This is a genomic window from Archangium violaceum Cb vi76, from assembly GCF_000733295.1.
In the GTDB taxonomy this organism is placed as follows: Bacteria; Myxococcota; Myxococcia; order Myxococcales; family Myxococcaceae; genus Archangium; species Archangium violaceum.
Genome location: NZ_JPMI01000291.1, coordinates 93,698 through 106,259, shown reverse-complemented (window position 1 = coordinate 106,259; position 12,562 = coordinate 93,698). Strand labels below are relative to the sequence as shown.

Genomic DNA, 12,562 nt, shown 5'->3' with positions numbered 1-12,562 from the left:
CCTCCTGTCTCGCCTACTGCGCGGCGGACGACGCTCGAGTGGGCTCCGTCGACTCGACGGACTTGGGGCGCGGCATCGGCGGGCGCAGCCCCATCTCTCGTTCGTAGGCGGCGAGCGGATCCGCGTCCCGGCGGATCTCCCGGGCGGGAATGCCTCCCACCACCGCGCCGGGGGCCACGTCCTTCACCACCACGGCATTGGCGCCGATCACCGCGAAGTCGCCGATGCGCACGTTGCCGAGGATCTTCGCGCCCGCACCGATGCGCACATAGTCGCCGATCACCGGCAGATCCTTCAGGCCCCGAGCGCCCACCAATGGTCACCTGGTGGGAGATGAGGCAGTGCCGGCCAATGCGAGCGTCCTTGTGGATGACGATGCCCATGCCGCCGTAGCCCAGCTGCGTGCCCTCGCCGATCTCCGTCTCCGCGGGGATGTACGAGCCATGCAGGTAGTGGATGGCCTTGCGCAGCACGGCTGGCAACACGGGAATGCCCCGCAGGTACAGCTTGCGTCCCAGCCGGTACATCGACATCGCATCAATCCCCATCACGCCTCTCCCCTGGTTGTACGGAGTCCCAAGCTAGGTACCAGCCCTCCGGGGCGTGAACCCCCCAGACGCTCCATCGTCCAGCTCCCACCTCCGCGGATGTTGGACGACGAAAGCTCACCCGGCGCGGCGGGCGCGCAGGCTGGCCAGCACGCTCAGCGGCCGCACACCCGTGGCGTACAGGACGCCCACATAGCCCAGGCCGAACAGGAGCCCGGCGAGCGCGAGCGGCAGGGCCCTCCAGAGGAAGCCCTCGGGCAGGCCGCCCCAGGCGTGCACGGTGCCGGCGCGCAGCAGGAAGACGCTGGCCGCGGCGGCTCCGGCCGCGAGCGAGGCCTTGCTCAACTCCCGCCAGGGGATGACGTCGCGGATGCGCAGCGGGTGCTCGGGCGTGGACAGCGCCGCCGGCACGCGCACGAGCAGCGAGAGCTTGCCCACCACCTCGGCCACGGCCCAGGACACGACGGCGCCCATCAACCCGAACTGCTTCACGCCCACCCAGACGAGCGGCACCGTCACCGCCGCCTTCAACAGGTACGAATAGAGGATGGAGCGCGTATGCCCCCGGGCGCGCAGCACGCCGTCCATGGGGAGGATGGCGAACACCACGCCCAGCACGCTCACCCGGAAGATGGGCACGGCCGCGAGGTACTCCGCCGTATAGAAGGTGCCGATGAACTCGGGCGCCGCGGCGAAGAGGAACGCGGCGAAGGGAAGGAAGGCGAAGGCCAGCTTGCCGGCGGCCTCGCGGAAGGCCACCACGCCCTCTTCCAGGCGCCCCTGCTTCTCCAGCTCGCCCAGGCGCACCATGAGGACCTCGCTGGTGGGCGTGTAGAGCAGATCCACCAGGGGCAACTGGCTGCACCCCACGCGGTAGACGGCGTAGAGCGCCGGGGCCACCGCGCCGGCCACCATGTAGAGGTGGGCGTTCTGCTGGGGAATGGCCAACGCCATGGCCAGGCCGAAGGGCGCCGCGTAGACGAGCTGCTCGCGCCACAGCCCGGGGCGCAGCAGAGGCCCCGTGCCCCGCGGCACCACCCCCCACGCGGCCACGAAGCGCACGAGCGCGAAGCCCGCCACCGCCAGCATCATCCCGTGCAGGCCGAAGCCCGACAGGCACGGCACCACCATGGCGGCCGTGCGCACCACCTCGGACACCGCGTACACCAGGGCCGAGTGCTTCGTCCGGCCCTGGCTGGTGAGGGAGATCTCCAGCGGAAAGGCCGCGAGCAGCAGCGCGGTGTAGGCCGCGAGCGGCGCGCGGAACTCGAGCAGCGCCGGGTTGTTGAACTGCCGCGCCACGGGCCCGAGCAGCGTCCACACCAGGGTGCCGGCCACCAGGCCCGCGCCCGTCATATAGAGGAGCGTCTGGCCCAGCCAGGGGCGCTTCTCGTCGGCGCGGGGCAGGAAGTAGTAGAGGCTCTGCACCACCCCGAAGGGCAGCACGTAGTAGAGCGTCGTGGCGATCAGGAAGAGCTGGAAGTAGGTGCCGTACTCCTCCTTGCCCAGCACCCGCGCCAGGACGAAGGGAATGCAGAAGGTGAGCCCGGCGCCGAGCAACCGGGCGAGCACCAAGGGCCCCGCCTTCCCCAGGAACGAGGAGGCGGGGGCTGCCGCGGGGACCTGCTTTTCGCTCACCAGACCACCTCGCCGCGCGGGGCGTTCTGCAGGCGCCGTCCGAGGACGGGCGCGCGCATGCCCAGCGTGCTGAAGCAGTCATCCAACTGACACACCGTGAGGGTGCGCGAGTACGCGCCCGTCATGCCCACGCTGAAGTTCTCCCAGAGCACCTTGCGCTTGAGGGTGAAGGGATCGCCGCCCATGAGGTTGGGCATGTCCTCGGTGGTGACGGCCGAGCGGAACCCGTTGGCCTTGAGCACGCGGATGACCTCGTCCGAGTACCAGCCGTTGCAGTAGGCGAAGTCGCGCACGGTGATGCCGGCCTCGCGCTCGATGATGGCCTTGGACTCGCGTACCTCTCGCTCCACCACGTCGAGCGGCTCGTGCGTGAGCACCACGTGCCCCAGCGTGTGCGCGCCGAAGTCGTAGCCGTCCCTGGCCATCCGCCGCACCTCGTCCCAGTCCATCAGGTCTCCCTGTTCGGGGAGCAACTCCGGGCCGGGGCCCAGCCGCTCCTCCAGGGCCTGGATGGTCTCCACGAGCGTGGAGGTCGGGTAGCGGCCGATGAAGTCATCGAGCGCCGCCGACAGCCGTTTGCGCCCGGAGAGCACGGTGTCCAACAGCTCCGTGGTGGGTGCGGGCATCACGTCGAACACGGGCTTGTAGCCCCGGGCCTGTGCCATCCTCACCAGGTGGAAGAGCCGATCATGGTTGAAGCGCTGCCCGGTGCCGATGAGGGCCGCCGGCAGGTAGGTGATGGCCGGCACGCCCATCTGCTTCAGCACGGGGTAGCCGTACCGGTACACGTCCCGGTAGCCGTCGTCGAAGGAGACGACGCACAGATCCTTCTGCGCCACACGCCGCCCGGCCATCACGTCCAGCGCGTCCCCCAGTGAGGCGAACTCGTAGCCGGCCGCGGACAGCCCCTCGAGGTGCTTCCGGAACGTCTCTTGCGAAATGAGAAGACCTGGAATGGAGCGCTGTAGCTCTCCAGTGAAGTCGGCCACCACCCGGTGGTAGCTGACGATGAGGATGCGACGCCCCCCGGACTGATAGCGCCTGTAGGCCGCGAGCGCCTTGCGGAGGCCGCTGTGATGCAGCACCCCCGCCGCCGCGGATTTCATCGCCCGTCGCATCATTCCCCGCATGTCCATCGCTGAATCCCTCCCCCTGATGCCGCCGCCCGAACTCCGTGCCTCCAGCGTGTGCACGCGCGATGCCAGCCGCCCCGCGCCGTGTCGCGGGAAGGCCTAGCCCCAGGGAAAGGTAAGTCCGTTCCCATCCGGATACGTCCATGCCGCAGGATCGGTGCAAGCGAGGCGTCAACAGGCGGAAAGATCTGCCGTTCCGCCCCGGACAAGGGCTCGCGGCGCCCCTCCCGGGCCCATCACTCCCCCCGTCCCCGGGGGAAAAGCGCCCAGGCGATTGAAAAAACTTCCCTCCGCCGCATGCCCCCGGATTTCCCTCCGAGGGGTGTACCGGGGAACGCCTACACCCGCCCGGGACCCGGGGACGGGGTGACGCCCGGGGGTCCAGGCCTCGTCCTGGGGCCCCGCTCCCAGGCTCCTGTGCAACCAGACGGGCCTGCTTTCACTGGAGTGTGGAGAAATTTCCAGTTACGAACGCTTCCGCCGATGGAAGCCCGCTCCGCGCCGCCCCCCGCGCTCGCCCTTCATGACGTTAGCAAGCGGTATGGACGCCGCTGGGCCCTCGCGCGGCTCAGCTACTCCCTCCCCCAGGGCCGTTCCCTGCTGCTCACGGGACACAACGGCTCGGGGAAGACGACCCTGCTGCGCCTGGTGGCCACGGCGCTCTCCCCCACCCATGGCCGGGTCGAGGTGCGCGGCAACGACTGCGTGACCCAGCGCGACGTGGTGCGCCGCGAGGTGGCCCTGCTGTCGCACGCGAGCTTCCTCTATGAGGATCTCACGGCCCACCAGAACCTGGTGGTGCTGGCGCGGCTGCTCGGCATGGACGCTCCGGCGGACGTGGCCGGGGAGCTGCTCGTGAAGGTGGGGCTGACGAAGCGCTCGGACAGCCCGGTGCGCCAGTTCTCCGCGGGCATGCGCAAGCGCCTGGCCATCGCCCGGCTGCTGATGAAGGCCCCCGCGGTGGCGCTGCTGGACGAGCCCTTTGGCGAGCTGGACCCGGCCGGCATCGAGGCCATGGAGAAGATCATCCGCGAGCTGAAGGACTCGGGCGTCACCGTGGTGTTGGCCACCCACCTCATCGAGCAGGGCATGGCCCTGTGCGAGGAGCGCCTGCACCTGCAGGAAGGCCGGGCGGTGGCGGCATGAGGGGCGCGCGACCCATCTCCCTGCTGAAGACGGTGGGGGTGCTGCTGGCGAAGGATCTGCTGATCGAGTGGCGGACCCGGGCACGCCTCAACGCGCTCATCTTCTTCGCGCTGGCCACGCTGCTGCTCTTCTCCTTCGCGGTGGGCCCGGACACGAAGGTGCTGGCGCGCAACGCGGGCGGCTACCTGTGGCTGGCGCTGCTGTTCGCCAGCGTGCTCGCGCTGGGCGAGTCCTTCCGGGTGGAGCAGGAGAACCTCACGCTGGACGGGCTGCGGCTGGCCCCGGCGGACGCGCGCGCCATCTTCCTGTCCAAGGCCATGGGCAACGCCCTGCTGTTGATGCTGCTCGGCGCCCTGCTCATCCCGGTGATGGTGGCCCTCTACGGGGTGACCGTGACCATGGGCCTGGGCTCGTTCGCCGCCACGGTGACGCTCGGCTGCATGGCCATCAGCGCGCCGGGCACGGTGTATTCGGCCATCGCCAGCAACGCGCGGGCAAGAGACGTGCTGCTCCCGCTGTTGCTGTTCCCGCTCATCATTCCCGCGCTGCTCGCCGCCGCGAAGGCGACATCGCTCGTTTTGCAGGGCGACCCGATGAATCAGTTGGGCTCATGGTACGGGTTACTCATCGGTTTCAATCTGATTTATTGGGGGCTGGGCTTCCTCCTGTTCCCCCGGGTCATCGAGGATTAGAGGTCAATGAGCGATCTCCTGAAGACGGTGCTGCAAGTGGGCTCGGCGGTGGCGGCGCTGGCGTCGGTGGGCCTGGGCGTCTGGCTGGGCGTGAAGTGGGCGCCGCCCCGCTCGCGGGTCAACGCGCGTCCGGTGTTGCTGGGCATGGCGGCGCTGGCGCTGGCGCTGCTGGTGCTGGGCAACTGGATGGGCCTGGTGTGGACGCCGTCCGAGCGGGAGATGGGAGACGTCTACCGCATCATCTATGTCCACGTGCCGGCCATGTGGATGGCGATGCTGGCGCTGGTGGTGAACTTCGCCTGCTGCGTGGGCTACCTGCTGAAGACGAGCTGGAAGACGGACGCGCTGGCGGAGGCCACGGCCGAGGTGGGCCTGCTCTTCGGCACCTACGGGCTGGTGCTGGGCGCCATCTGGGGCAAGCCCACCTGGGGCACGTACTGGGATTGGGATCCGCGGCTCACGGCCATGGCCATCATGCTGGTGACGTACGTGGCCTACATGGCGCTGCGCCGCTTCGTGGAGGATCCGGAGAAGCGGGCGGTGTGGAGCTCCGTGGTGGGCATCATCTCGTTCGTGAACCTGCCCATCGTGTGGTTCTCCGTGAAGTGGTGGCGCAGCCTGCACCAGGTGCAATCCACCCCGAAGACGGTGGACCCGGACATGACGTTGGCGCTGCGCGTCAACGCGTGGGCGAGCCTCATCCTCCTCACCCTCTTCCTGCTGCACCGCTACCGCACCGCCCTCGCCACGCGTGAGGCGGAGGTGGCGCTGCCCGAGGCGCTCCCCACGGACGTGCCGGGCCCCAACCGCGCTTCGGAGGTCGCCTGATGATCACCGCACTGACGCTGTCCCCGCTGCTCGCCCAGGTGGGCTCGGGCCGCATCCAGGGTGGCTGGGAGTACATCTGGGCCGCCTACATCATCGCCTGGGCCTCGCTGTCGCTGTACGCCCTGTCCCTCTGGCTGCGCCGTCCCGGCCAGGCCTCCCACGACTCGAAGGAGTGAGCCATGACGCAGCAGACGCGTAACCGTCTCATCGCCGTGGTGTCCCTGCTGGTGGCCGGTGCCGGCCTGGCCCTGGTGGCCTTTGGCAACATCGGGGAGAACCTCGTCTATTACTGGAGGCCGTCGGAGATGGTGGCCCAGGGCGAGAAGGCCTATGGCCCCACCATCCGCCTGGGCGGGCAGGTGCAGCCGGGCAGCATCCAGTGGAACGAGCAGCACACCACCCTGCACTTCCGCGTCATGGACGACGAGCAGCCCGGCGCGGCGGCGGTGCTGGTGCGCACCACGGAGGTGCCGCCGCAGATGTTCCGCGAGCGCATCGGCGTGGTGGTGGAGGGCACGTTCGACAAGTCCCAGGTCTTCGAGGGCAGCCGGTTGATGGTGAACCACTCCAACGAGTACCGGGCGCCCAAGACGGATGAGGACGTGAAGAAGATGTTCGAGGAGATGCAGAAGCAGGAAGCCACCACGGCCGCGGCGAGGACTCCGTGAACAGCACGTTGGGATACGGGCTGGTGCTCGGCGGGCTCGCGTTCGCGAGCTTCGGGGCGCTGGTGGGCCTGGTGGGCGGGATGCGCCGCGACGACGCGGCCTTCCCCTGGGTGATGCGCTGCGTGTGGGGCTTCTTCCTCTGCATGCTGGGCGCCAACGTGGTGATGGAGTGGGCGCTGCTCACCAACGACTTCAGCGTCGCGTACGTGGCGCAGGTGGGCAGCCGCGCCACGCCCACGGTCTACAAGATCGTCTCGTTGTGGAGCGCGCTCGAGGGCTCCATCCTCTTCTGGGGCGTCATCATGGGCGGCTACGTGCTGGCCTTCGCCCTGGTGCACCGCAACGAGCACGGGCGCTACATGTCCCTGGCGCTGGGCACCATGCTGGCGGTGGGGGTCTTCTTCACCTTCCTGATCGCCGGTCCGGCCAACCCGTTCCACACGGTGTCGCCGGTGCCCACGGACGGTCCGGGTCCCAACGCGCTGCTGCAGAACCACTACCTGATGATCATCCACCCGCCCATGCTGTACCTGGGCTACGTGGGCATGACGGTGCCCTTCGGCATCGCCGTGGCGGCGCTGCTGCGCGGGCAGATGGGTGACGCATGGATGGCCCCGCTGCGCCGCTGGACGCTGGTGGCGTGGCTGTTCCTCTCGGTGGGCATCATCCTCGGCTCGTGGTGGGCGTACGCGGTGCTCGGCTGGGGCGGGTACTGGGCGTGGGATCCGGTGGAGAACGCGTCCTTCCTGCCGTGGCTGACGGCCACCGCGTTCATGCACTCCACGCTGGTGCACGAGCGCAAGAAGATGCTGAAGCTGTGGACGCTGAGCCTGGTGCTGGGCAGCTTCGTGCTGACCATCCTGGGCACGTTCATGACCCGAAGCGGCATCTTCAACTCGGTGCACAGCTTCACGCAGTCGGACATCGGCCCCACGTTCCTGGTGTTCATCGCGGTGCTGATGTTCGTGTGCATCGCGCTGCTGTCCGTGCGCGGGCACCTGCTGGTGGCCGAGAGCGACATCAAGTCCATGCTGTCGCGCGAAACCACGATCCTGGTGAACAACCTGGTGTTCGTGGCCATCACCTTCACGGTGCTGCTGGGGACGCTCTACCCGCTCATCTCCGAGGCGCTGCGCGGCATCCGGGTGAGCGTGGGCGAGCCGTACTTCAACAAGATGGCGGTGCCCGGCGGGGTGATGGTGCTGTTCCTGATGGGCGTGGGCCCGATGCTGCCGTGGGGCAGCGCGGATCCGAAGCTGGTGCGCGAGCGCTTCTGGGTGCCGGCGGCGGTGGGCGCGGTGATCGTGGGCGCGTGCCTGCTGGCGGGCCTGCGGGGCTTCTACCCGCTGCTGACGTTCGGGCTGGCGGGCTTCGTCACCGTCATCACCCTGCGCGAGCTGGCGCTGCCGGTGAAGGTGCGGATGAGCGAGAAGAACGAGGGCTTCGTCACGGCGCTCCTGGGCAGCGCGGGGAAGGCCCGGCGGCGCTTCGGCGGCTACATCGTGCACCTGGGGATCGTGATGATCTTCGTGTCGGTGGCGGCCTCCTCCGCGTTCGTGACGCACACCTCGGGCACGGTGCGTATCGGTGAGACGCTGAAGATTGGCGGCTACCAGGTGAAGTACCTGGGGCTCACCAGCGGCCAGGAGCCGCACCGCAGCTTCGTGGCCACGCGGGTGCAGGTGACGGCGCCCAACGGGGACGTCAGCGAGATGGCGCCCCGGATGAACTACTACGAGCGCATGACGGATCCGGTGGGAACGCCGGCGGTGCGCGAGACGGCGAAGGAAGACCTGTACGTGTCGCTGATGGCCTTCTCCGAGGACCGGGGCACGGCGAGCTTCAACGCGTGGATCTTCCCGCTGGTGGGGTGGATCTGGTGGAGCATTCCGCTGCTGGTGTTGGGCACGCTGATCGCGGTGTGGCCGGCGCGGCGGGCCCGGGCGACGGCGCGGGAGCAGGAGCAGACCCCGGCGGCGGGGGCCTCTCCCGAGCCGAACGTGGGCATCCACCCGGGAGGTGCGGCATGAACTGGCGCGTGACGGTGGGCTTCGTGGTGCTGTGCCTGGGGTTGCTGGCGGTGCTGGCCAAGGGCTTCGGCAGCAATCCGCGCGAGGTGCCCTTCATGTTGAAGGGCCAGCCGGCGCCCGCGTTCACGCTGCGGGCGCTGGACAGCGGAGCCCGGGTGTCGTCGGAGCAGCTCAAGGGCCGGCCGATGGTCATCAACTTCTGGGCGTCGTGGTGCGGGCCCTGCAAGATGGAGCACCCGGTGCTGGAGTGGGGCGCCCGGGAGTTCGGCGGACAGGCCCAGTTCCTGGGCGTCGTGTTCGAGGACACCGAGGACAACGCCAAGCAGTTCCTGTCGCGGATGGGCGCGAGCTTCCCGCAGCTGATCGATCAGAACTCCGGCGTGGCGGTGGCGTACGGAGTGGCGGGTGTGCCGGAGACGTACTTCATCGACGCACAGGGCATCATCCGGGGCAAGCACGTGGGCCCGATCGATCCCGAGTCGATGGCGCAGTGGATGCGCGAGCTGTCGTCGAGCGCCGCCAGCGCGAAGCAGTAACCCCCTCCCCTCTCCCCCCGGGAGAGGGACAGGGTGAGGGTGCCGGAGACCCCAGGTCGAACCCGGTGAGCAATTCCCGCGGAAAACCGGCACCATCCGCGACGCAATGCTGCAAGCGCAATGAAGTGCATTGCGTTGGCCCCGGAGTCATACCGGCACGGTGGCAGGAACTTCCGAGGTGACTGCAGGAATCCGCGCGGTCACGCCACACCCGGCGATCCTGGTCACGAATGACACCGGGGTCATGAATGACCGCCAACGGTTAGCCGGATTGCACGGGCTTTCCCCGTGCTCGAACGTCAAGTCCAGGAAATTTCGCAACCGCTTGCGCGATCCAGCCCCCGTGCGAAGCGGGCACGAGGCTTGCCCTGTAGCAGTTCGACGAGTCGCGGTGACGCCACTCAAGAGCTCCGGGGTGACTGCCATGAAGAGACTGTTCGCGCTGAGTGTTCTGGTGATGGCCTGCGGTGGCGGGAGCGAGCTCCCGGAGCCGGTGCTGACGACGGAGCAGACGGCGCAGGAAATCCAGCTCGAGGCCACGGAGGGAGAGAGGGGCTTCTCCCACGGCGTTCGCGGCGCGACCTTCTGTGATTACAAGCTCTACCCCACGCTCCCGGTGGACCTGGCCCCGGCGATCATCGAGCGGGACCGGATGTACATGTCGGCCCAGCCGGGCGTCCTCTTCAAGTACCTGCCGCTGCGCCTTCCGACGGCCACGGATCCGCACCTCTACAGCGGTGGGCGCTACCTGCTGGACACGGTGAAGCACGCCGAGGAGTACGCCTGGTGGGCGCCCAACGAGTACCGGTTGGATGGCGTCGTGTTCAAGGATCGGTCCTACTTCGCCAGCACCGAGTGCACGGCCTACAGCGTCATCGGCCTGAAGGACTTCAAGGATCTGCGCAACCGGCAGCACGTGGTCCGCACCGAGCGCTTCGCGCTGCCCAGGGGCAATCACCGCGGCTATCTCGAGGCGCGCTGGAAGGATCTGATGTCCGAGGCGAAGGCGCGCGGGCTGGCCAGCGTGTGGCTCGTCTACAACCCCGAGAAGCGGTTGGCGGCCTTCGTGTACACGATGGAGCGCGTGGGCCCGGTGACCCCTGGCGTTCCGGACTTCGCGAGCGCCTCGGCGCTGGAGTCCGCCCCCTCCCTGGGCGCGCACCTCGCGCGGCGCGACTGGGTGAAGACGCAGGATGTGACCCACTTCGTCTGGGGCCTCTGGTTCCGGTTCGCCCCGGGTGACCGCGGGCAGCCCACCCTCTGGCCGAACGCCTTCGCCCTGCCGACGCCCTTCTCCGGGGACGGGCTGTGCCTGGTGAGCGCGGGCGAGAACCACAAGAACAGCCCCTCGGACTGCCCCCCGCGCTGCGGCAACGCCATCGCGGATCGCGGCGAGACGTCGGTGAACTGCCCCAGTGACGTGCGCGATATCTGACAGTAGCCCCTGCTTTCCTCTCTCGTCGCAGCCGGAAAGGTGACCACCATGCAGAGCCAGCTCAATCCCAACCCGGGGCGTCCCGCGTTGGACCTCAAGCAGGAGACCAAGTTGACGACTCCTCGGAATCAGATTGCTCCCGGACAGTTCCAGGTGTTGGGCGCGAACCTGCAGATCGTCATCGACGGTTTCGGCTCGTTCACGCTCATCGCCAACAAGATCCTCCTCGAGGAGGGCCTGGGCTCCGATGACGGCACCGGGGCGGTGAAGTTCGAGCCGAGCGCCTGGTATCCGCTGGAGCGCTGGCTGAAGACGCTGGAGCGGATCGGCAACGAGTTCGGCCACGTGCTGCTGTTCCAGTCGGGCATGACCACGCCGAAGAACGCGGTCTTCCCGCCCACGGTGACGGACATCCACAGCGGCCTGAAGTGCATCGACGTCGCGTACCACATGAACCACGCCGTGCGCCGCGAGTCCATGTTCAGCCCCGAAACGGGCGAGATGCGCGAGGGAATCGGCCACTACACCTACTCGCACACGCCGGGGAAGAACCTCATCACCATGGAGAGCACCACGCCCTACCCGTGCGATTTCGACCGGGGCATCATCATCGCCATGGCGCAGCGGTTCCAGCCCTCCGCCACCATCCTCCATGACGCCGCCCGGCCCTGCCGCAAGCGCGGAGGAGCCAGCTGCGCCTACCACGTCGCCTGGAAGTAGGGCGCCGGGAAATCCGGTATACTCCGCGCGGCGAGACCCCAGGGCCCGGGGTGCTGCCGGAGGCCGTTTCCCCATGCGGTGCAAGCAGTGCGGAGAGGGCGCGAGGGACGAGACCCTGCGCTATTGCGAGAACTGTGGGGCGAAGATGCCCCCTCCCCCACCTCCAGGGACGATCCGCCGGACCAACACCGGCGTGAGCGCGATGGCGACGACGGGGCGTTCCCGGAGCACGGTGGCGGCGCGAGCCGTCGTCCCCGCCCCGGACGAGGCCGAGGACACGGACCCGGGCCTGCACTCGCCAGGGCGTTCCAAGGCCCCCCCGTATGATGGGCCGGTGTGGCTGGCACACGTGCCGGGACACTCGCCGAGCGTGGCGGGCATGGGACTGCTCGGCGTGGCGCTGGTGCTCTCCATCCTGCCCTTCTTCGCGGGAGTGGGACCCTTCTGGTCGCTGGTGGTGGTGAGCGGCGGCTGGCTGGTGGCGGCACGCGAGCTGCGCGACGCCGGTGAGCGGAACCCGCTGGTGGACTGGGTTCCGGTCTCGTTGATGCGCCCGGTGGTGCCGGCGCTGTTCGTGGTGGTGGTGGCGGCCCTGGCGCTCCGCATGCTGGGCCTTGGCGTCACGCCGCTGCTGTGGCTGGGAGGCGCGGCGCTGCTGGGCTACGACCAGTACCGCAAGGTGTACGTGGGACAGAACGGGTGGAGCCGCCTCTTCGAGCCCCGCGCGCTGCTGCGGGGACTGGGCCCGGTGGCGCTCGGGGGCGTGGCGCTGTGCCTGCTGTCGCTGTTCCTCACCTGGGTGCCCATGGCGACGGCGCGGAGTTCGGGCCCGGTGCCGGAGGCGCCGCCGGAGCTGCACGTGGTGGACGCGCCGACGCCCTCGGAGGACTTCATCTACGGGCTCATCGAGGAGAGCTACGACAAGGGCTGGGACCAGTCCTTCTCCGTGGCCATGGAGCTGCTGCTCCTCGGGGTGCTGGGGTTGATGGCGCTGCGCCCGGAGGTGCCGGGGCCGCACTGGCTGCGCTTCGCGCCCATCGGCGTGGTGGTGCTGGGCCTCGTGTGGACCCTGGTGCATGGCGGGCTGCTGCTGGGGCCCGTGCTCTTCCTGGTGGGGCTGGCGGCCACGGGCTTCGCCGCGGTGTACGGCGCCTTCGCGCGAGAGGCCTGAGCCCCGTGGTATAGGCG

Annotated in this window: 13 protein-coding genes; 10 read left to right on the top strand and 3 right to left on the bottom strand. The window is 69.0% G+C overall.

The features are described 5' to 3' along the window. Nucleotides 1–13: 13 nt before the first annotated feature. The 3 genes from Q664_RS63150 to Q664_RS40170 form a co-directional block, all read right to left on the bottom strand. The gene (locus Q664_RS63150; protein WP_425117463.1) at nt 14–313 is read right to left on the bottom strand and encodes a serine O-acetyltransferase; all 300 of its coding nucleotides are present in this window, start codon (nt 311–313) and stop codon (nt 14–16) included. A gap of 352 nt (nt 314–665) precedes the next feature. Then, nucleotides 666–2,186 carry a lipopolysaccharide biosynthesis protein gene (locus Q664_RS40175; protein WP_043408704.1) on the bottom strand — a complete coding sequence of 507 codons (1,521 nt, stop codon included), beginning with the start codon at nt 2,184–2,186 and terminating at the stop codon, nt 666–668. After that, nucleotides 2,183–3,292, bottom strand: a complete 1,110-nt coding sequence (locus tag Q664_RS40170) for a polysaccharide deacetylase family protein (protein ID WP_052519270.1) — start codon at nt 3,290–3,292, stop codon at nt 2,183–2,185. Before Q664_RS40170 ends, Q664_RS40175 begins: the two co-directional genes overlap by 4 nt. 510 nt (nt 3,293–3,802) lie before the next feature. Here Q664_RS40170 and ccmA point away from each other — a divergent pair. The 10 genes from ccmA (at nt 3,803) to Q664_RS40125 (ending at nt 12,545) form a co-directional block, all read left to right on the top strand. Further along, the gene (gene ccmA / locus Q664_RS40165; RefSeq protein ID WP_043408701.1) at nt 3,803–4,465 is read left to right on the top strand and encodes a heme ABC exporter ATP-binding protein CcmA; all 663 of its coding nucleotides are present in this window, start codon (nt 3,803–3,805) and stop codon (nt 4,463–4,465) included. Beyond that, a complete protein-coding gene (locus Q664_RS40160) occupies nt 4,462–5,157 on the top strand; it encodes a heme exporter protein CcmB (protein ID WP_043408698.1) in 696 nt (231 codons plus the stop codon). Before ccmA ends, Q664_RS40160 begins: the two co-directional genes overlap by 4 nt. Before the next feature lie 144 nt (nt 5,158–5,301). Next, the gene (locus Q664_RS40155; RefSeq protein ID WP_043408838.1) at nt 5,302–5,985 is read left to right on the top strand and encodes a cytochrome c biogenesis protein; all 684 of its coding nucleotides are present in this window, start codon (nt 5,302–5,304) and stop codon (nt 5,983–5,985) included. Beyond that, on the top strand, nt 5,985–6,161 hold the full coding sequence (locus Q664_RS60300; RefSeq protein ID WP_200883838.1) for a hypothetical protein: 177 nt from the start codon (nt 5,985–5,987) through the stop codon (nt 6,159–6,161). Before Q664_RS40155 ends, Q664_RS60300 begins: the two co-directional genes overlap by 1 nt. Before the next feature lie 3 nt (nt 6,162–6,164). Continuing rightward, the gene (locus Q664_RS40150; RefSeq protein WP_043408695.1) at nt 6,165–6,653 is read left to right on the top strand and encodes a cytochrome c maturation protein CcmE; all 489 of its coding nucleotides are present in this window, start codon (nt 6,165–6,167) and stop codon (nt 6,651–6,653) included. Then, nucleotides 6,650–8,683: a heme lyase CcmF/NrfE family subunit gene (locus tag Q664_RS40145; RefSeq protein WP_052519258.1), complete on the top strand. Its 2,034-nt coding sequence runs from the start codon at nt 6,650–6,652 to the stop codon at nt 8,681–8,683. The genes Q664_RS40150 and Q664_RS40145 overlap by 4 nt, the downstream gene beginning before the upstream one ends. After that, on the top strand, nt 8,680–9,219 hold the full coding sequence (locus Q664_RS40140; protein ID WP_043408692.1) for a TlpA family protein disulfide reductase: 540 nt from the start codon (nt 8,680–8,682) through the stop codon (nt 9,217–9,219). The genes Q664_RS40145 and Q664_RS40140 overlap by 4 nt, the downstream gene beginning before the upstream one ends. Before the next feature lie 424 nt (nt 9,220–9,643). Continuing rightward, a complete protein-coding gene (locus Q664_RS40135; protein ID WP_152622612.1) occupies nt 9,644–10,654 on the top strand; it encodes a hypothetical protein in 1,011 nt (336 codons plus the stop codon). Between the two features lie 48 nt (nt 10,655–10,702). Continuing rightward, on the top strand, nt 10,703–11,374 hold the full coding sequence (locus tag Q664_RS40130) for a hypothetical protein (protein WP_052519257.1): 672 nt from the start codon (nt 10,703–10,705) through the stop codon (nt 11,372–11,374). A 73-nt stretch (nt 11,375–11,447) separates the two neighbouring features. Further along, entirely contained in the window at nt 11,448–12,545 is a 1,098-nt protein-coding gene (locus tag Q664_RS40125) for a hypothetical protein (protein WP_052519256.1), read from the top strand. Nucleotides 12,546–12,562: the final 17 nt, after the last annotated feature.

Bases quoted from the DNA above. Each gene is read 5' to 3' on its own strand.
- ccmA (WP_043408701.1), top strand. From the start codon at position 3,803: ATGGAAGCCCGCTCCGCGCCGCCCCCCGCGCTCGCCCTTCATGACGTT.
- Q664_RS40170 (WP_052519270.1), bottom strand. From the start codon at position 3,292: ATGAAATCCGCGGCGGCGGGGGTGCTGCATCACAGCGGCCTCCGCAAG.
- Q664_RS40135 (WP_152622612.1), top strand. From the start codon at position 9,644: ATGAAGAGACTGTTCGCGCTGAGTGTTCTGGTGATGGCCTGCGGTGGC.
- Q664_RS40160 (WP_043408698.1), top strand. From the start codon at position 4,462: ATGAGGGGCGCGCGACCCATCTCCCTGCTGAAGACGGTGGGGGTGCTG.
- Q664_RS40130 (WP_052519257.1), top strand. From the start codon at position 10,703: ATGCAGAGCCAGCTCAATCCCAACCCGGGGCGTCCCGCGTTGGACCTC.
- Q664_RS60300 (WP_200883838.1), top strand. From the start codon at position 5,985: ATGATCACCGCACTGACGCTGTCCCCGCTGCTCGCCCAGGTGGGCTCG.
- Q664_RS40125 (WP_052519256.1), top strand. From the start codon at position 11,448: ATGCGGTGCAAGCAGTGCGGAGAGGGCGCGAGGGACGAGACCCTGCGC.
- Q664_RS40140 (WP_043408692.1), top strand. From the start codon at position 8,680: ATGAACTGGCGCGTGACGGTGGGCTTCGTGGTGCTGTGCCTGGGGTTG.
- Q664_RS40150 (WP_043408695.1), top strand. From the start codon at position 6,165: ATGACGCAGCAGACGCGTAACCGTCTCATCGCCGTGGTGTCCCTGCTG.
- Q664_RS40155 (WP_043408838.1), top strand. From the start codon at position 5,302: ATGGCGGCGCTGGCGCTGGCGCTGCTGGTGCTGGGCAACTGGATGGGC.